This window comes from Mycetocola zhujimingii, from assembly GCF_003065425.1.
GTDB classification, from domain to species: domain Bacteria; phylum Actinomycetota; class Actinomycetes; order Actinomycetales; family Microbacteriaceae; genus Mycetocola_A; species Mycetocola_A zhujimingii.
In genome coordinates this window covers 2,662,061-2,678,333 of the sequence record NZ_CP026949.1, presented here as the reverse complement: position 1 = coordinate 2,678,333, position 16,273 = coordinate 2,662,061, and the positions used below count along the sequence as shown (strand labels likewise).

Genomic DNA, 16,273 nt, shown 5'->3' with positions numbered 1-16,273 from the left:
CCAGGCGCCGGCTGCCACCGCAGCCGGCGCTTGGCGTCAGGTCCAGCGGGGTGTTGTGTACGGCGCTGGATCCTCGACCGGGTTGTGGGCGTTCTGCAGTCGGACCGCTTCGGCTCTGAGAGCCTCGGCCACGGTTCTCACCGCGAACCGCTCGGCCTTTTCGGGGCGCATGAGCGCGACGATGTGCCTGGATGCGTCCACTCCGGTGAGCGGGCGGGTGACGATGCCGCGTTCGGCACCGGATGCCGTGAACCGGGGCACGATGCCGATTCCGATCCCGGCGGCGACGAGGGCTTCCGAGATGCGGTTGTCTGTGACGCGCTGAACCACGTTGAGCGGCGTGCCGGTCGCGACCTCGATGTCGTGCATCAGGCCGTCGAAGGGATAGCCGATGGGGACTCCGATCCATGCTTCGTCGACGAGTTGTTCCGGTGTGAGTTCGCTGACGCCGGCGAGCCGGTGGCCGATGGGCAGGGCGATGTCGAGCGGTTCGGTGAGTAGGTGGAGGTTTCGAAGGCCTTTGCCGCTCCAGGCGCGGGTGCCCGGCATCGAATGTGCGAGCACGATGTCGAAGTCCATGGTGAGTGCGGGGAAGTCGCCGCTCTCCGGGTCGCGGTCGGCCAGCGTGACGGTCGGCCCGTGTGCGGCGGTCAGGGTGGAGATCACCGCGGGGAGGAGCATCTGACCCGCCGTGGGGAACGTTGCGACCGTCACCTGCCCGGTTGCATCGTTGCGGTATTCGTCCCAGACCGCGTGAGCGCGCTCGAGCGCTATGGCGATGTCGCCGCCAGCGCCCTGCCGGCATCCGTCAGTGAGATCCCGCGACCGTCCGGCTCGGTCAGCGGCACCCCGGCCTCGCGCTCGAGCACCTTCAGCTGCTGCGAAACCGCGGACGGGGTGCGGTGGGTCGCCGCGGCAACGGCGGCAATGCTGCCGCGATCGGCGAGTTCGCGCAGCAGTTCGAGCCGACGTACGTCCATGTAGCCATGCTACCGATTCGGATAAGAATTATGCGCTTGTTCTGAATAGTCGGCGCAGGCAGGATTGAACCGTATCCAACGGCTGTTGCCGACCACCGCAGAAAGGATTGGGATTCATGTTCGTATTCTTTGCAGGAATCACCGTCCTGAGTGTTGCCGCCGCTATCGGCAGCCTCGTTGTGGTGCAGCGCGACGGCTACCGCAAGGTGCCCACCCGCACCTACGCGCCGCTTCCGTAAGGCAGCACAAACAGAAATCCGCGCCCTCCCGGGCGAATCCCGCAGCGCCAGATGCGGTCGATCTCCGGGGCGGCGCGTTTTTCTGTTAAGCGAGCCGGCACTGTTGCGTCTGGCGTGCCCATCGCGGCAGCGGAACACCGCATCGCTAAACTTGGCGCGTGACCGACGCACGCGAGCAACTCATCAAGTACATTTCGGCCGAGGCCGTGTTCCACGGGGACTTCACCCTCACGAGCGGTAAGAAGGCGAGCTACTACGTCGACCTTCGAAAGGTCAGCCTTGACCACCGGGTCGCGCCGCTGATCGGCCAGGTCATGATCGACCTGATCGCCGAGGTTCCCGACGTGGTCGCTGTCGGTGGAATGACGATGGGTGCTGACCCGGTCGCCGCGGCTGTCTTGCACCAGGGTGCCGCGCGCGGACTGGCGTATGACGCATTCGTGGTTCGTAAGGAGCCCAAGGATCACGGGCGAGGCAAGCAGGTCGAAGGGCCTGACCTCGAGGGCAAGAGAGTAATTGTGCTCGAGGACACCTCGACCACTGGCGGTTCGCCCCTCGCCGCGATCGAAGCGCTCAAGAAAGTTGGGGCCGAGATCGCCGGCGTTGCCGTGGTTGTCGACCGCAACACGGGAGCACGTGAAGTGATCGAAGCGGCGGGTTACCCCTACTTCGCCGCGATTGGGCTCGCTGACCTGGGTCTCGAATAGTGGTCGACGACGAGTCGTCATTCCGCCGGCGACGACGCCGCGGTTCCGATCCTGCCGACGGCTCGGGCGATCGCTCCGACGATCAGTCCACGGACGATGACCAGACCGAGGAACCCGCGGTTGAGTTGACGCCGTGGTGGCGGAGCAGTGCACCGGAACCGGCACCCGCTGCGGGTGCGGGTGATGACAGCCAGGGCCGTGACGCAGGGGCGCCCGTTGGCGCTCGTGCCGCCGCCGTGGATGATGATGGCCTCGCCGATTCCCGTCATGCGGATGCCGGTGACGCCGCCGATTCCGATGGCGACGACTCGTCGCCGGAGCCCGCTCCGCGTCGCCGGAGTTCATTCCAGGCGCTGGTCGGGTCCGGTGCCGAACCCAGTGCCAAGCACATCGTCGAGCCCCGTGCCGAACCAATTGTCGAGCCGGCGCAGGTGGACGGGGCCGCAACTCCAGCGCCTGCGACATCACGACCTGAAGTACCCGCAACACCAGAATCCGCCGCACCAGAATCCGCAACGTCAGAGCTGCCGGCGGCGCCCCAGCCGGCGCTTTTCAAGCCGCGCCCCGATGTTGAACGGCCCTGGCTGAGGCGATCGTCCGGCGTACCGGTCGAGCCCGCCGTCGCTGACAGCGGGAATGACGGCGCGACTGATGGTTCGACTGATGGTTCGACCGCGAGTGTCGACGACATCGCTCAAGACGGTGCCAGCAACAGCGCCAGCGACAGCGCGCCGTTCAGCTGGTCGCTCACTCCCAATGATCAACTCGACCCGATAGTTCACTTATCCTCGTCGGATGCACCATCGTCGCCGCAGCCCGCTGGCTCCGCCGCACTCACCGCGCCCGCAGAGCCCACCGCGCCGCCTGAGCCACTGCGGGCCAGGAGGGAGCCCGCCGGCACTGTGCCGCCTGTCACTGAGCCCGCTGACACTGAGCCGGCCGAGGCGGAACCGACCGAGGCTGAGCCCGCTGAACTGGATCCCGGCACGGGTGAGGCTGTCGCGGACCCACGCGGAGGGACCGACCCCGAGCTCCCCCAGCTCCCCGACGAACCCGAGTCATCAGAGTCCCGCCCCGCGAAACGCGGCTCTGCCGGATACGACACAGACAGCCTCGCGTTCCTGATGGAGCTCGAGGCCGCCGCGGCCTCAGCATCAGCCGCGTCGGACGCTGACCCCGACTCCGACCCTGACGCCGACCGTGCCACCAACACCACCCCCGACACCGATGCCAAGCCCGAGACCGGCATCAGGGGCAGTTCCGCTGATGCGCGTCGCGGCCCCATCTCGGCCGCGGGGTTGCCGACATCTGAGTTCAACCAGGAGACCTTCGGTGGGCTGGTCCCACCATCGGGCGTTGGGCCGACGTCGCAGGAGCGGGAGCGTCCAGAGCGCGCTGCACGAACTGAGCGGCCCGAGCGCGCCGAGCGCCGCTCGGGTCGACCGGCGACACCGCCACTGCCTCCGGTCGTGAAGTGGGTGGCGCTTGGGCTTGCTGTCGTCCTCGTACTCGTGGCCCTGTTCTTCCTGGGTACGAGACTGCCGAGTCTCTTCGGAAGCTCCGGGTCGACCCCGGCGGCCGCGGCCACCACGACTACGGCCACGCCGACCGAAACGCCAAGCCCCACTCCGACGCCCACGACACCGCCGGTGGAAACAGTGGCAGCCATCGGTCCGGTCGCACCTGGCGAGCACAAGTGGAACGCCCTGCTCGGCGGCGAGTGCCTTGAGCCGTACACGACACCGTGGGCCGAGAAGTTCGCGGTCGTGGACTGCGCGACAGCACACGCCGCCCAGATGGTGTTCACGGCCCCGGTCACCTCCGATCCAGCGGCGGCATATCCCGGTGAGGCCGAGATCGCCGCTGAGATCTCGCTCTGGTGCAGCGCGCCCGGCGTCCTCGATTCCGCGGCGGCAGGAGCATACTCCGACCTCCAGGTGCAGGGCACCTACCCGGTCTCCGCGGAGCAATGGGCCGAGGGAGAGCGCAACTACTACTGCTTCATCAGCCGTTCAACCGGCGAGCCGCTCACCGGAACGCTCGCCGTCGCACAGCCGGCGACCTAGACGGCCCAAGCGACCTGGTCGACTAGACGACCTCTGACTCGATCGGATTGTGCTCGAGCAGGTCGACAACGCCGCCGAGGATCTCGGATGGCCTGAACGGGTACCTGGCGATTTCCTTCTCATCTGAAATCCCGGTCAGCACCAGAATCGTGTGGAGCCCGGCCTCGATTCCCGCGACGACGTCGGTGTCCATGCGGTCACCGATCATGCCGGTGTTCTCGGAGTGGGCGCCGATCTTGTTGAGGGCCGATCGGAACATCATCGGGTTCGGCTTGCCGACGATGTACGGCTCCTTGCCCGTTGCCTTCGTGATGAGGGCAGCGATCGCTCCGGTCGCTGGCATCGGGCCGTCGGCACTCGGGCCTGTGGCATCCGGGTTCGTCGCGATGAACCTGGCGCCGTTGTTGATCAGCCGGATCGCCTTCGTGATCGCCTCGAAGGAGTAGTTGCGGGTCTCGCCGACGACGACGTAGTCGGGAGCGGTCTCGGTCATGATGAACCCGGCCTCGTGCAGGGCCGTCGTGATGCCGGCCTCGCCGATGACGAAGGCTGATCCGCCTGGCATCTGGTCCTTGAGGAAGGCGGCAGTGGCGAGCGCCGAGGTCCAGATGAATTCCTCGGGCACTTCCAGCCCTGACGAGCGAAGACGTGCGCTCAGATCCCGAGGGGTGAAGATCGAGTTGTTGGTGAGCACGAGATACGGCTTGCCCTGGTCGCGCCACTGCTGAAGCAGCTCGGCGGCTCCGGGGAGTGGGCGATTCTCGTGGACGAGCACGCCATCCATATCGGTCAACCAGCATTCAACTTCATCGCGACGGGTCATTCGGCTCCTTCGGTTGTGGTTTCAGTGTAAGGCGGGGACCTGTCGAGGGGGCGGGGATCAGGCGCTTACCCAGATGGCGGATGCCGCGGCACCGTCGAGGGGGATTCGAACATCGCTGGCGACGACACCGCTGTCGTCGACCGTCACCGTTGTTCCGATGTCGACACCCGCAGCGTCGAGGGTCCGCAGGAGTGCCGGGTCACGATCGCTGATCCGAAGAACGACCCCTGTGTGACCGGTCGCCGCGGCGCCGACCATGACGGCATCCTCGCGCCTCACCGTGCCATCGCTGGCCGGGATCGGATCTCCGTGCGGGTCACGGTCGGGGTGACCGAGCCTGGCATCGATGCTCTCGAGCAGCCTGTCGCTGATGGCGTGCTCGAGGATCTCGGCCTCATCGTGCACCTCGTCCCAGCCGTAGTCCATCTCGCGCACGAGCCAGGTCTCGACGAGCCTGTGCCGACGGATGATGCCGACGGCTTCGAGCCTCCCGGAATCGGTGAGTGTGATCGCGCCGTAGCGAACGTGGGTGACGAGTCCGGCTGCGGCGAGTTTCTTGACCATCTCGGTGACCGTCGACGGTGCCAGACCGAGCCGCTCGGCGAGAACCGACGGGGTGATCGGGTCAGCCTGCCACTCGGTGTGCGCGTAGATCGTCTTGAGGTAGTTCTCGATCACCGACTTCGACAGCTTCATGGCAACCCACCCTATTCGGCACCGGTGAGCAGCAGGAACAGCAGCAGGGCATTGAGGCCGACGAGAAGAACGGATGCCACGGCGCCCCCGATTGTCGTAAACCAGCGGTTCGCGAACCCACCGAGGATCGGCCGCTTCGCCGTGATGAACACCAGGGGAATGAGGGCGAACGGAATTCCGAACGACAGCACGACCTGGCTGAGCACGAGGGCGAGGGTGGGGTCGAAGCCTGACGCGAGGAGGAGCAGCGCAGGGATGAGGGAGATGAGGCGCCGAAGGAGAAGCGGGATGCGGACGCGCAACAGTCCCTGCATGATTTCGGCACCCGCGTACGCTCCGACGGACGTTGACGCGAGGCCCGAGGCGAGCAGTCCCACCGCGAATAACGTCGCGACGACGGGGCCGATCGAGGCCTCGAGGGCGGCGTGCGCTCCCTCGAGACTGTCGGTTCCTGGTACGCCCGCCAGGTTGGTGGCCGCGAGCAGGAGGATCGCCAGGTTGACGCTGCCCGCGATGAGCATGGCGATGGAGACATCCCAGCGGGTCACGCGGAGAAGTCGCGCCGTCGTGAGGCCCGCGGCGCGCACCGCGAAACGATCGCGGGTGAGGGCCGAGTGCGCGTAGATGGCGTGCGGCATGATCGTTGCGCCGAGGATGGATGCGGCGAGCAGGACAGAACCCGCGCCGTCGAATCGCGGCACGAGCCCCGCGACCACGCCGCCGGCATCCGGTGGGGAGATGAATACGCCAGCGCTGAATCCGATGGCGATGATGACGAGCAGGCTGACGATGATGCCCTCGAACGCACGGGGTCCCCGACGGGACTGCACCGCGAGCATGACCATCGAGACGGTGCCGGTGATGATGCCGCCGAGAAGCAGGGGGAGGTCGAACAGGAGGTAGAGGGCAACGGCGCCCCCGATGATCTCGGCGAGGTCGGTCGCCATCGCGACGAGTTCGGCCTGGACCCAGTACGCGATGCGTGCCGGTCGGTTCTTGATGCGTTCCCCGAGCACCTCGGGAAGGCTCTTGCCCGTGACGATGCCGAGCTTGGCGGAGAGGTACTGGATGAGCCACGCCATCACATTGCCGACGACGACCACCCACACCAGCAGGTACCCGTACTGGGCGCCTGCCGTCATGTTGCTCGCGACGTTGCCCGGGTCGAGATAGGCAACGCCGGCAACCAGCGCAGGGCCAAGCAGCCAGATGAGCCGAGGCCGCGTTGCGCGCTTCGGCGCAGCGGGTTGAGCTGGCTCCACGTCGGCGAGAGGCTTCGGCATACCGAAACCCTAATGCTATTTCGGTGTGCCGAAAAGGGGCGAACGAAGGACGATTTTCCGTAGCTCGTCGAACCACAGCACGCAGGAGGCGAGCGCGGTACAGATGAGCCAGTGATGCAGGCCGAGCGGAGCTGTTCCGAAGGCGACCTGCAGGAACGGGAGATTGACGACCGCGATCTGCAGCACGAGGCTGAGCGCAATCGCTCCCCAGAGCCAGCCGTTGGTGAACAGGCCGTGGAACGCGGAGGTGACCTCGGAACGAGCGTTGAGTGCGTTGAACAACTGGGCAAGCACGAGCGTGGTGAACCCGGCGGTGCGGGCGACCTCGAGTGAATCCTCGCCAGGCACGAACCCGCCTGGCAGGAACAGATCGATGGTCAGCAGTGTCACAACGGCCATCACGAAGCCGACCGAGAGGATCCCTCCCCACATCCGCCCGTCGATGGCACGGTCGGAGAGCTTTCGCGGTTTTCGAGCCATGACGTCATCGATTTCGGGGTCGACACCCATCGCGAGTGCAGGCCCTGAGTCGGTGAGCAGGTTGATCCAGAGGATCTGGGTGGCGAGGAGGGGGAGCACGATGGCCTCGTTCGATGCCTCCGACAGGCCGATGGCGCCGGCGAGGAGCACACCAAGGAACACGGTGAGCACCTCACCCATATTTGAGGAGAGCAGGTAGCGCAGGAACTTCCTGATGTTGTCGAAGATCACCCTGCCCTGGCGCACGGCCGCGACGATGGTTGCGAAGTTGTCGTCGGCGAGGATCATCCGCGCCGCTTCCTTCGTGACCTCGGTACCGGTGATGCCCATGGCGACGCCGATGTCGGCGGACTTGAGCGCCGGGGCGTCGTTCACACCGTCCCCCGTCATCGCGACGATTTGGCCATCGTCCTGCAGCGCATCGACGAGTCTGAGCTTGTGCTCTGGGGCAACCCGGGCGTACACCGAGAATTCTCTGACCTTTTCCCTGAGCTGGTTGTCGTCGAGGGCGTCGAGTTCGGTACCGGTTACGGCGCGCTGTCCCGGCGCGATGATCCCCAGGTCGGCAGCGATGCGTGCCGCTGTTGACGGGTGGTCTCCCGTGATCATGATGACGCGGATGCCTGCACGGTGGGCTTCGGCGATGGCGCGACCCGCTTCATCCCTCGGGGGATCGATGATGCCGACGACACCGGCGTAGACGAGTCCGTTCTCGATTGATTCGTCGACCTCATCGAGGGGCTGGTCGTCGTCCGATAGCGCGCGGTACGCAACGCCAAGAGTCCGGAAAGCCTCAGCCGACAGCGCCTCGACGTCATCAAGCGCTCGCCGCTTGAGGTCGTCGGTGAGTTCGACGACCTCGGTGCCGACCTGGATCCGGGTGCACCGGTCGAGCAGAACGTCCGGTGCGCCCTTGCTGAAGAGCACAGGGGCACCGTCGGTTTTTTCGCGGCACACCGCCGACATCATCTTGCGGTCGGACGTGAAGGGGATCTCGGCGGTACGTTCGAACCGGTCGATCCGGGTTGCTGTGTCGTCGAGCTTGGCAGCGGCGACGAGGAATGCCGCCTCGGTGGGGTCTCCCTGGATCTCCCACTGACCGTTGCGTTCGGCCAGCTGGGCGTTGTTGGCAAGTGAGCCGGCACCGAGAAGGAGTTCGGTCTCCAGACGCAGTGCAGGGTCGGAGAGGGGCGCACCGTTGTGGAGCACAGCACCCTGGGGGCGGTAGCCGACCCCAGTGACGTCGACGGATCCCGACGACGTGACAACGCGCTCGATCGTCATCTCGTTTCGGGTCAGTGTGCCCGTTTTATCCGTGCAGATGACGGATGCCGATCCGAGCGCTTCGACTGAGCTCAGCTGCTTGACCACCGCGTTGCGTTTCGCCATGCGGCGTACACCGATCGAGAGGACGACGCTCAGGATCGCCGGGAGACCCTCGGGGACGGCGGCGACGGCGAGGGAGACGCCGAGCAGGAGAACGATGACGAGGTCGCTGATCGACGACACCCCGTTCACGATGATGATCGTGCCCATCACGGTGATCGCGATCGCAATGACGATGATGCCGAGAATCCTGCCGATGCGGGCGACCTCGTTTTGCAGGGGCGTCGGCTCCTCGACAGTCGCGTCAAGCATGTCGGCGATCGAGCCGACTTCGGTGTTCATGCCTGTACCGGTAATGACCGCCCTGCCGACCCCCTGGGTGACGGCTGTGCCCTTGAACACCATGTTGATCCGGTCGCCCAGTGGCGCAGGGGCGGTGAGCTGCTGCGGATGTTTCGTCACGGCCTCGCTCTCACCCGTGAGCGATGCTTCCGCGATCCTCAGCCCGCTCGCCGAGAGCAGGCGACCATCGGCGCCGACAGCGTCGCCCTCACCGAGCACGAGGATGTCCCCGCGAACGAGTTCTGACGATGGGATCGTGGCGAGCCTGCCGTCCCGGAGGACTGTCGACGTCGCCGCGGTCATGGTGCTGAGCGCTGCCACAGCATCTTCGGCCCTGGCTTCCTGCGCAAAACCGAGGATCGCGTTGAGCAGAACGATCGCGAAGATGACGACCGCGTCGATCGGAACGCCGTGGGCTCCCTCAACGATCCAGGCGGCGAGTGAAATGGCCACTGCAGCGAGCAGCAGATAGATCAGAGGGTCCTCGAACTGGGCGAGCAGTTTCCGCCAGACGGGGATGGGCGCCTTGCCGCGAAGTTCGTTTGGGCCGTCTGCCGCGAGCCGCCGCGCTGCTTCATCGGAGGTCAGCCCAACGGTCGGATCAACGCCGAGCTGGTCCGCCAACTCCAGGGAGGGGGCGAGTGACGGGTCACGCGGGGTTTTCGGCAGGGACTCCATACCCCAGTGTCTCCCATTCAGGCTGCCCGGCTACCCTGTCTTTGTGCCTGAAACGACGAACACCCCCACCCACGAGTTATCGACCAACGGAGTAGGTCCGTGGAGTGGTGAGTGGCCCGTCGAGGACTATTACGACGCCGAACTGCTCGCACACGGTGACACCCGCAATGTGATCGACCGGTACCGCTATTGGAAACTCGACGCCATCGTCGCTGACCTCGACGAGCACAGGCATCCGTTTCACGTCGCCATCGAAAACTGGCAGCACGACATGAACATCGGGTCGATCGTGCGCACCGCGAACGCCTTCGCCGCAGATACCGTGCACATCGTCGGGCGCCGGCGGTGGAACAAGCGGGGTGCGATGGTGACCGATCGCTACCAGCACGTCGTTCACCACCCGGATATCGCGGCGCTCGTCGAGTGGGCGAAGGCCGAGGGCATGCCCGTGATCGGGATCGACAATGTGCCGGGCTCGGTGCTCATCGAGACCTTCGCGCTTCCTGAGCGGTGCGTCATGCTGTTCGGCCAGGAGGGGCCAGGCTTGTCGCCCGAGGCGATCGAAGCGTCGGATGCTGTTCTCGAGATCAGTCAGTTCGGGTCGACCCGATCGATCAACGCATCGGCGGCCGCGGCTGTCGCGATGCACTCCTGGGTGATGCAGCACGTGAGCTTCGACGCTGTGACCGGCCGCGCGACTTAAGCCTCGACACGGGTGCGGTGCCTGGGGGTAGCGTGAGGCCATGACTCTGATCACCGATGATTTGCCCGCCATCCTCCTCCGCGAAGAGCACGAGGGCTGGAAAGCAATCCTGGCCGGACACGGCGGCCACCACTACGCACGCGAAATGACCCGCGATGCGCTCATGATCGTTGAAGGTGCGGTTTTCGGTCGCGACGATGTGGCCAAAGCCTTTGCCGGTGTCACGCCGTGGGACTCCTACGAAATCCACGAACCAGCCCTCATCCGGCTGGAGGAGCACAGCGGGATCCTCGCGTATCGTGCCGTCGCGACCCGCGGCGACGAGACGGTGCAGTTGCGCATGACAACGACCTATCTCTACGGCGACGGTTCGTGGCAGGTTGCTGCACACCAGCAAACGCCCGCCTGAGCCAGCGAAGTACCCTAGCCTGTCGCAGTTTCCGGGTCCATCAGTCATAAGTAGCTGGTGCGCTCGGGGCAGTTCTGGATACGCTGAACCGGAGTCACCGACAGCAGTGTGCTCAGGGGGTTCAACGACATGATCACTTTTGACGCAGTATCGAAGCGGTTCCCCGACGGAACCCTCGCGGTCGATGACTTCAGCATCGAGATTCCGTCACGCACGACAACGGTCTTCGTCGGGTCATCCGGTTGCGGAAAAACCACGCTGCTCCGCATGATCAATCGGATGGTCGACCCGAGCGGCGGCGCCATTCATATCGACAACGACGACATTTCCACGCTCGAGCCCGTCGCCCTTCGTCGGCGGATCGGTTACGTGATGCAGAACTCCGGACTCCTCCCTCACCGGACGGTCGTCGATAACGTTGCGACGGTTCCGCTGCTCTCCGGTGTCAAAAAGGGGCCAGCGCGAGAGGCCGCGCTTGTGCTCATGGACACCGTCGGGCTCGACCGTGCGATTGCTCACCGCTACCCATCGCAGCTTTCCGGCGGGCAGCAGCAGCGGGTCGGGGTGGCGCGGGGCCTCGCCACCAACCCGAACATCCTGCTGATGGACGAACCGTTCGGCGCCGTCGACCCGCTGGTGCGAAGTGAACTGCAGCAGGAACTGCTGCGGATTCAAAGCGACCTCGCGAAGACCATTGTTTTCGTCACCCACGACATCGACGAGGCGTTCCTGCTCGGCGACCAGGTGGTCATTCTCAAGGCCGGAGGGCGAATCGCGCAGATGGGGACGCCCGACGAGATCCTGGCCAACCCGGCCGATGAGTTCGTTGACACGTTTATTGGGGCGGAACGGGGGCGTCGGTCGCTCTCGATCCGAACCGTGGACGGAAAGGACGTCGTCTTCGACGGCACAGGCAGGCTCGCCGGCGTCCTCAAGCGTCCTGAGCGAGAGCCGAGTACCCCGGCATGACGTGGGTCTTCGCGAACTTCGAGCAGATCTGGAGCCTCACGGTTGCCCACGTTCTGCTGAGCATCGCACCCATCATCTGTGGCTTTGTGATCGCTGTGCCGATCGGCTGGTTCGCCTACCGGTTCAGAGTGTCGCGAGGTGTCGTGCTCACCGTCTGCGGCCTGCTCTACACGATTCCATCGCTCGCGCTCATCGTTGCCATGCCCACTCTCCTCGGGACGAAGATTCTCAATCCGCTCAACCTCATCGTCACGCTGACGATCTACGCGATTGCCCTGATGGTGAGAACGGCGACGGATGCCTTCGAGGCGGTGTCGCGGGACGTCATTTCGTCGTCGACCGCCGTTGGCTTTGGAGCGTGGCGCCGGTTCTGGCAGGTCGAGCTGCCGCTGGCCGGTCCGGTTCTTCTCGCCGGGCTCCGCGTAGTGTCGACGAGTACCGTCAGCCTCGTGACGCTCGGTGCCCTGGTGGGGATGAGCGGACTCGGGTACCTCTTCACCGATGGGTACCAGCGCAACTTTCCGACCGAAATTCTGACCGGAATCGTCGGGACCGTGCTGATCGCCGTCGTCTTCGACGTGCTCCTCGTGCTCCTCGGGCGGGTGCTCCTGCCGTGGGCCCGTGTCGATGAGGCTGCCAGGCGAGGCGCAGGCAGCGTCACAGTGAAGGCGGCAACGGCATGAACCTGTTTGCCGATGCCATCAGGTGGATCATGGATCCGGCGCACTGGACCGGGGCAAACGGCATCCCGAACCGGGTCGCCGAACATCTCGGCTATACGGCACTCACCGTGGTCATTGCCGCTCTCATCGCCGTGTCGCTCGGTCTCTACATCGGCCACACCGGCAGGTTTCGCGGTCTCGTTGTCGGGGTGACGGGCGCACTCCGTGCCCTGCCCACTCTCGGACTGCTCGTCTACCTGGCCGTGCTGTTCGGCGGGGGGATCTCCTTCGCGCTCGTGCCGACCATCATCGTGCTCGTCGTGCTCGCGATTCCGCCATTGCTCGCCGGTGCCTATTCAGGAGTCGAGTCCGTCGATGGGCGAACCGTCGATGCGGCGAGGTCGATGGGCATGACCGAATGGCAGATCCTGTGGAAGGTCGAGGTGCCCCTGGCGCTTCCGCTCAGCCTCGGGGGAATACGGTCGGCGGTGCTGCAGGTTGTGGCAACAGCAACGGTTGCCGCCTATATCTCGTTGGGAGGTCTCGGTCGATACATCATTGACGCGCTTCCGCTTCGCAATTACACGGAGGTGCTCGTTGGGGCGTTGCTCGTGACGATCCTCGCCCTGGTGCTCGACGGCATCCTCGTTGTGTGTCAGCGCCTTACCGTTCCCGCAGGGGTCAGGGCAATCCGAAAATCACCGGAGCAACGAAGCACAACGAAGTCGGCGCGCACGGTGTCAGCTTCGGCGTAAGACGCGCTGCGCCACGACTCTCCCCACTTTTTCACCCACAGTTAGGAAGACAGATGTTCACTTCACGACGCGGACGAACCGCGGCAGGTGTTTTTGCCGCCGGTGCCGTCCTGACACTGGCCGCGTGCTCGAGCGGCGACCCGCTCGCCGGCGACGACTCGACGGGCGGCGAGAGCGACACCATTTCGATTGGTGCCGCCGGCTTCGCCGAATCCGAGATCATCGCGCAGATCTATGCGCAGGCACTCGAGGCGAACGACATCACCGTCGATTTCAAGGGGCAGATCGGTCAGCGCGATGTCTACATCGAGGGGCTCGAAGACGGCTCGATCGACCTGATTCCCGAGTACAGCGGCAACCTGCTGCAGTTCTTTGACGATTCGTCGGATGCCAGGACAAGCGACGAGGTGTTCGCCGCCCTTCAGGAGGTCGTTCCGGACAACCTCGAGGTACTCAACCAGGCTGAAGCCGAGGACAAGGACAGCTACAACGTCACGCAGGAGTTCAGTGAGACGAACGGGGTGACGAGCCTCGCCGACCTGGCGGGAATCGACGTTCCTCTCGTTCTCGGAGGCAACCCCGAGCTGGCGGAGCGCCCATACGGGCCGACCGGACTGACCGAGGTGTACGGGGTGGACGCAGCGCGGATCACCTTCGTTCCGATCAGTGACTCCGGTGGGCCGCTGACCTCCCAGGCGCTCGTTGACGGCACGGTGAACATCGCGGACATCTACTCGACGACACCGTCGATCGAGGAGTTCGGGTTCGTGACCCTTGAGGATCCTGAAAACCTGATCCTGCCGCAGAACGTCCTGCCGCTCATCAACGCGGAGAAGGCGAGTGATGAGGTGGTCGAGGTGCTCGACGCCGTGTCCGCCGAGCTCACCACGGAAGACCTGATCGAGCTCAACGCCATGAACCAGGGCGATGAGAAGCTGTCGCCTGAGGCTCTTGCGCGCGACTGGCTTGAGGAGAAGGACCTCTTCTAAAAGCACTGAATCGAAACAGCCCGGTGGCTTCGGCCATCGGGCTGTGTCGTTTTCGGAATGGGAGCTGTCACGGCCCGGGTTGACGCCGATTGATTGCCAAGAGCGCCAGGTCGTCCGTAGCATAGGGCGCAAGAGCCTTGTTACAGATGTGACGAGTGTTACTCGAGTGACTACCCCCAGTTCGGCGCTGCCTACGATCGAAAGTGCTGTTCTCTGACACCATGGAGCAATGCGCATGCGACTTCGGACCCTCATCGCGACGATCGCCCTCGGGGTAGTCGTCGCCTCCATGGGAGTTTCGGCACCCGCAACCGCTGCGACAAGCTACCCGTCCTGGGAAGACGTTCAGAACGCGCGCGCGAGCGAGTCGGCCAAGGCTGCGGAGATCACGCGCATCGAGGGTCTCATCGCGACGCTTCGGAGCAACGCTGAAACAGCGCAGCTCGCCGCTGTCGCCGCGGCAGACGAATACCAGGTCGCACTCGCGGTTGCTGAGGAAGCTCTGATCAAGTCGGAAGACCTCAAATTGCAGCTCGCGGATGCCCAGGCCAAGGCGGCCGACTCGTCAAAGCAGGCTGGTGCCCTGTTCGCGCAGATGGGTCGCACGAGCACCTTCGACACGACGGCAAGTCTGCTGCTCGACTCGAACAAAGCTGACGACACCCTGTACAAACTCGGTGCGGTTTCGAAGCTCACAGCCCTGTCGACGCAGCTCCTTGATTCTGCCGAACAGGACGCGAACCAGGTCACCTCGCTGAGCGCGCAAGGCGAAGTAGCGGCCACGATCCTCGAAGAGGCCAGGGCTGATTCCGAGGAGAAGCTCGAGGCGGCGACCGCTGCTGCTGAAGCTGCTGCGGCCGCTGTTGCGGAGCAGGAAGCTCACGAAGAGACCCTTCTCGGTCAGCTTTCGTTGCTCAAGGGGCAGACGGCATCCGTCGAAGAGGGTTACGCAGCCGGCGTTGCCGAGCGGGCCAGACTCGCGGCGATCGAAGCCGAGAAACAGCGCAAGGCCGCTGAAGCAGCGGCTGCCGCTGCCGCGGAGGCCGCCAAGAAGAAACCAAGCACCGGCGGCGGTGGCGGCGGTGGCGGCGGCGGTGGCGGTGGCGGAAGCGCCGGTGGCGGTGGAGGCTCCAACGCGGGCACGACCGGTACCTACTTCCAGGCCTCGTCGCAGGGCTGGTGGCGCCCGCTGCCCGGTGCGATCACGTCCTGGTACGGACCCCGCCCGGTTCTCTGCGGTGGTAGCGGATGTTCCGTACCGTTCCACGGCGGTATCGACTTCGGCAACGCGTGTGGAAGCGCCGTCAAGGCCGTCCACGATGGCCGGGTGATCTCGGCTGGCAGTGCCAGCGGATTCGGCCAGCGAATCATCATCGATCACGGTGGTGTCACTTCGACCTACGGCCACCTCAGCACCGGTTCGTTCCGGGTCAGCGTTGGACAACAGGTTTCCGGCGGACAGGTGATCGCGAGCGTCGGCAAGACCGGCGTGGCCACTGGCTGCCACCTCGACCTCAAGATCAATGGCGGCGACACAAACCCGGCTCCGTTCCTGCGCGGTAAGGGTGTCTCGATCTAGAGACGTGGCCCTCGGAACGAGGCGCGGTAGGCTAGCTCTGTGACCGGAGACAATCTGCTCGGAATGCCAGAGACCCGACTCCCGTTTGAACCGGAGGTCGTGGACGCCCTCGACCGCGCCACGACGAGGGATGAGATCGCCGCGGTTGCGGCGAAATACCCGAAGTCCTCGCTGGCATGGGCTCGACTGGCGGAGGCGACGTTCGACAGGGCAGACCCGATCACCGCATACGCCTACGCGCGGGTCGGCTACCACCGGGGGCTCGATGCGCTTCGCAAGGCAGGCTGGCGTGGGCAGGGTCCCATCCCGTGGAACCACACGCCGAACCAGGGTGTTTTGCGCTCGCTGTATGCGCTCCGCCAGGCGGCGGATGCCATCGGGGAAACCGACGAGGTCACTCGGCTGACCGACTTCCTCCGTGACGCCGACGAGACGGCTGTGGCCCGAATCGAGAGCGAAGGCCAGCCGTCCGAACCGCAGCCGCCCACAGAGGCGTTTTTCATCCGCGGTCAGGACTAGTCACAGCCGCGCCGACCCGGCGCGAAGCGTTCCATACGCACCAGATTTTTTCCGCAGCAAGAAACATC

Annotated in this window: 17 protein-coding genes; 11 read left to right on the top strand and 6 right to left on the bottom strand. The window is 65.2% G+C overall.

What is annotated here, in order from left to right:
- Positions 1-36: 36 nt before the first annotated feature.
- Positions 37-714, bottom strand: a complete 678-nt coding sequence (locus tag C3E77_RS12795) for a LysR substrate-binding domain-containing protein (protein WP_335583234.1) — start codon at positions 712-714, stop codon at positions 37-39.
- A gap of 56 nt (positions 715-770) precedes the next feature.
- Positions 771-980: a LysR family transcriptional regulator gene (locus tag C3E77_RS15780; RefSeq protein WP_335583233.1), complete on the bottom strand. Its 210-nt coding sequence runs from the start codon at positions 978-980 to the stop codon at positions 771-773.
- Positions 981-1,096: 116 nt separating this feature from the next.
- On the opposite strand from C3E77_RS15780, the gene C3E77_RS15735 reads away from it, so the two are divergent.
- The 3 genes from C3E77_RS15735 to C3E77_RS15755 all read left to right on the top strand — a co-directional run bounded on the left by C3E77_RS15735 (position 1,097) and on the right by C3E77_RS15755 (position 3,992).
- Positions 1,097-1,219, top strand: a complete 123-nt coding sequence (locus C3E77_RS15735) for a hypothetical protein (RefSeq protein WP_257790993.1) — start codon at positions 1,097-1,099, stop codon at positions 1,217-1,219.
- Positions 1,220-1,377: 158 nt separating this feature from the next.
- Positions 1,378-1,926, top strand: coding sequence for an orotate phosphoribosyltransferase (gene pyrE, locus C3E77_RS12790; protein WP_108392044.1), 549 nt, complete (start codon positions 1,378-1,380; stop codon positions 1,924-1,926).
- Positions 1,926-3,992 (top strand): hypothetical protein, encoded by a 2,067-nt coding sequence (locus C3E77_RS15755; RefSeq protein WP_162925010.1) that lies wholly within the window; start codon positions 1,926-1,928, stop codon positions 3,990-3,992. Before pyrE ends, C3E77_RS15755 begins: the two co-directional genes overlap by 1 nt.
- Positions 3,993-4,014: 22 nt before the next feature.
- On the opposite strand, the gene C3E77_RS12765 is transcribed toward C3E77_RS15755, so the two are convergent.
- The 4 genes from C3E77_RS12765 to C3E77_RS12750 are packed head-to-tail and all read right to left on the bottom strand — an operon-like array spanning position 4,015 to position 9,620.
- Positions 4,015-4,815, bottom strand: a complete 801-nt coding sequence (locus C3E77_RS12765) for an HAD-IIA family hydrolase (protein ID WP_108392036.1) — start codon at positions 4,813-4,815, stop codon at positions 4,015-4,017.
- 57 nt (positions 4,816-4,872) lie between these two features.
- Positions 4,873-5,511 (bottom strand): metal-dependent transcriptional regulator, encoded by a 639-nt coding sequence (locus C3E77_RS12760; RefSeq protein ID WP_108392034.1) that lies wholly within the window; start codon positions 5,509-5,511, stop codon positions 4,873-4,875.
- An 11-nt stretch (positions 5,512-5,522) separates the two neighbouring features.
- Positions 5,523-6,794, bottom strand: coding sequence for an Nramp family divalent metal transporter (locus C3E77_RS12755; protein WP_108392032.1), 1,272 nt, complete (start codon positions 6,792-6,794; stop codon positions 5,523-5,525).
- A 15-nt stretch (positions 6,795-6,809) separates the two neighbouring features.
- Positions 6,810-9,620 (bottom strand): cation-translocating P-type ATPase, encoded by a 2,811-nt coding sequence (locus C3E77_RS12750; RefSeq protein ID WP_108392030.1) that lies wholly within the window; start codon positions 9,618-9,620, stop codon positions 6,810-6,812.
- A 43-nt stretch (positions 9,621-9,663) separates the two neighbouring features.
- On the opposite strand from C3E77_RS12750, the gene C3E77_RS12745 reads away from it, so the two are divergent.
- The 8 genes from C3E77_RS12745 (at position 9,664) to C3E77_RS12710 (ending at position 16,205) form a co-directional block, all read left to right on the top strand.
- Positions 9,664-10,323: a TrmH family RNA methyltransferase gene (locus C3E77_RS12745; RefSeq protein ID WP_108392028.1), complete on the top strand. Its 660-nt coding sequence runs from the start codon at positions 9,664-9,666 to the stop codon at positions 10,321-10,323.
- 40 nt (positions 10,324-10,363) lie between these two features.
- Positions 10,364-10,732 carry a DUF4440 domain-containing protein gene (locus C3E77_RS12740; RefSeq protein WP_108392026.1) on the top strand — a complete coding sequence of 123 codons (369 nt, stop codon included), beginning with the start codon at positions 10,364-10,366 and terminating at the stop codon, positions 10,730-10,732.
- 129 nt (positions 10,733-10,861) lie between these two features.
- The gene (locus C3E77_RS12735; protein ID WP_108393338.1) at positions 10,862-11,701 is read left to right on the top strand and encodes an ABC transporter ATP-binding protein; all 840 of its coding nucleotides are present in this window, start codon (positions 10,862-10,864) and stop codon (positions 11,699-11,701) included.
- Positions 11,698-12,384 (top strand): ABC transporter permease, encoded by a 687-nt coding sequence (locus C3E77_RS12730; protein ID WP_108392024.1) that lies wholly within the window; start codon positions 11,698-11,700, stop codon positions 12,382-12,384. Before C3E77_RS12735 ends, C3E77_RS12730 begins: the two co-directional genes overlap by 4 nt.
- Positions 12,381-13,118 carry an ABC transporter permease gene (locus tag C3E77_RS12725; protein ID WP_108392022.1) on the top strand — a complete coding sequence of 246 codons (738 nt, stop codon included), beginning with the start codon at positions 12,381-12,383 and terminating at the stop codon, positions 13,116-13,118. Before C3E77_RS12730 ends, C3E77_RS12725 begins: the two co-directional genes overlap by 4 nt.
- Before the next feature lie 53 nt (positions 13,119-13,171).
- Entirely contained in the window at positions 13,172-14,107 is a 936-nt protein-coding gene (locus tag C3E77_RS12720; RefSeq protein WP_108392020.1) for an ABC transporter substrate-binding protein, read from the top strand.
- 235 nt (positions 14,108-14,342) lie between these two features.
- The gene (locus tag C3E77_RS15545; RefSeq protein ID WP_198412148.1) at positions 14,343-15,686 is read left to right on the top strand and encodes a M23 family metallopeptidase; all 1,344 of its coding nucleotides are present in this window, start codon (positions 14,343-14,345) and stop codon (positions 15,684-15,686) included.
- A gap of 39 nt (positions 15,687-15,725) precedes the next feature.
- On the top strand, positions 15,726-16,205 hold the full coding sequence (locus tag C3E77_RS12710) for a DUF3151 domain-containing protein (RefSeq protein WP_232529024.1): 480 nt from the start codon (positions 15,726-15,728) through the stop codon (positions 16,203-16,205).
- Positions 16,206-16,273 lie beyond the last annotated feature (68 nt).

Excerpts from the sequence above, each read along its gene's own strand:
- C3E77_RS15780 (WP_335583233.1), bottom strand. The coding sequence starts at position 980 with ATGGACGTACGTCGGCTCGAACTGCTGCGCGAACTCGCCGATCGCGGC.
- C3E77_RS15545 (WP_198412148.1), top strand. The coding sequence starts at position 14,343 with ATGCGACTTCGGACCCTCATCGCGACGATCGCCCTCGGGGTAGTCGTC.
- C3E77_RS15735 (WP_257790993.1), top strand. The coding sequence starts at position 1,097 with ATGTTCGTATTCTTTGCAGGAATCACCGTCCTGAGTGTTGCCGCCGCT.
- C3E77_RS12735 (WP_108393338.1), top strand. The coding sequence starts at position 10,862 with ATGATCACTTTTGACGCAGTATCGAAGCGGTTCCCCGACGGAACCCTC.
- C3E77_RS12725 (WP_108392022.1), top strand. The coding sequence starts at position 12,381 with ATGAACCTGTTTGCCGATGCCATCAGGTGGATCATGGATCCGGCGCAC.
- C3E77_RS12760 (WP_108392034.1), bottom strand. The coding sequence starts at position 5,511 with ATGAAGCTGTCGAAGTCGGTGATCGAGAACTACCTCAAGACGATCTAC.
- C3E77_RS12765 (WP_108392036.1), bottom strand. The coding sequence starts at position 4,815 with ATGACCCGTCGCGATGAAGTTGAATGCTGGTTGACCGATATGGATGGC.
- C3E77_RS12740 (WP_108392026.1), top strand. The coding sequence starts at position 10,364 with ATGACTCTGATCACCGATGATTTGCCCGCCATCCTCCTCCGCGAAGAG.
- C3E77_RS12720 (WP_108392020.1), top strand. The coding sequence starts at position 13,172 with ATGTTCACTTCACGACGCGGACGAACCGCGGCAGGTGTTTTTGCCGCC.
- C3E77_RS12755 (WP_108392032.1), bottom strand. The coding sequence starts at position 6,794 with ATGCCGAAGCCTCTCGCCGACGTGGAGCCAGCTCAACCCGCTGCGCCG.
- C3E77_RS12730 (WP_108392024.1), top strand. The coding sequence starts at position 11,698 with ATGACGTGGGTCTTCGCGAACTTCGAGCAGATCTGGAGCCTCACGGTT.
- C3E77_RS12750 (WP_108392030.1), bottom strand. The coding sequence starts at position 9,620 with ATGGAGTCCCTGCCGAAAACCCCGCGTGACCCGTCACTCGCCCCCTCC.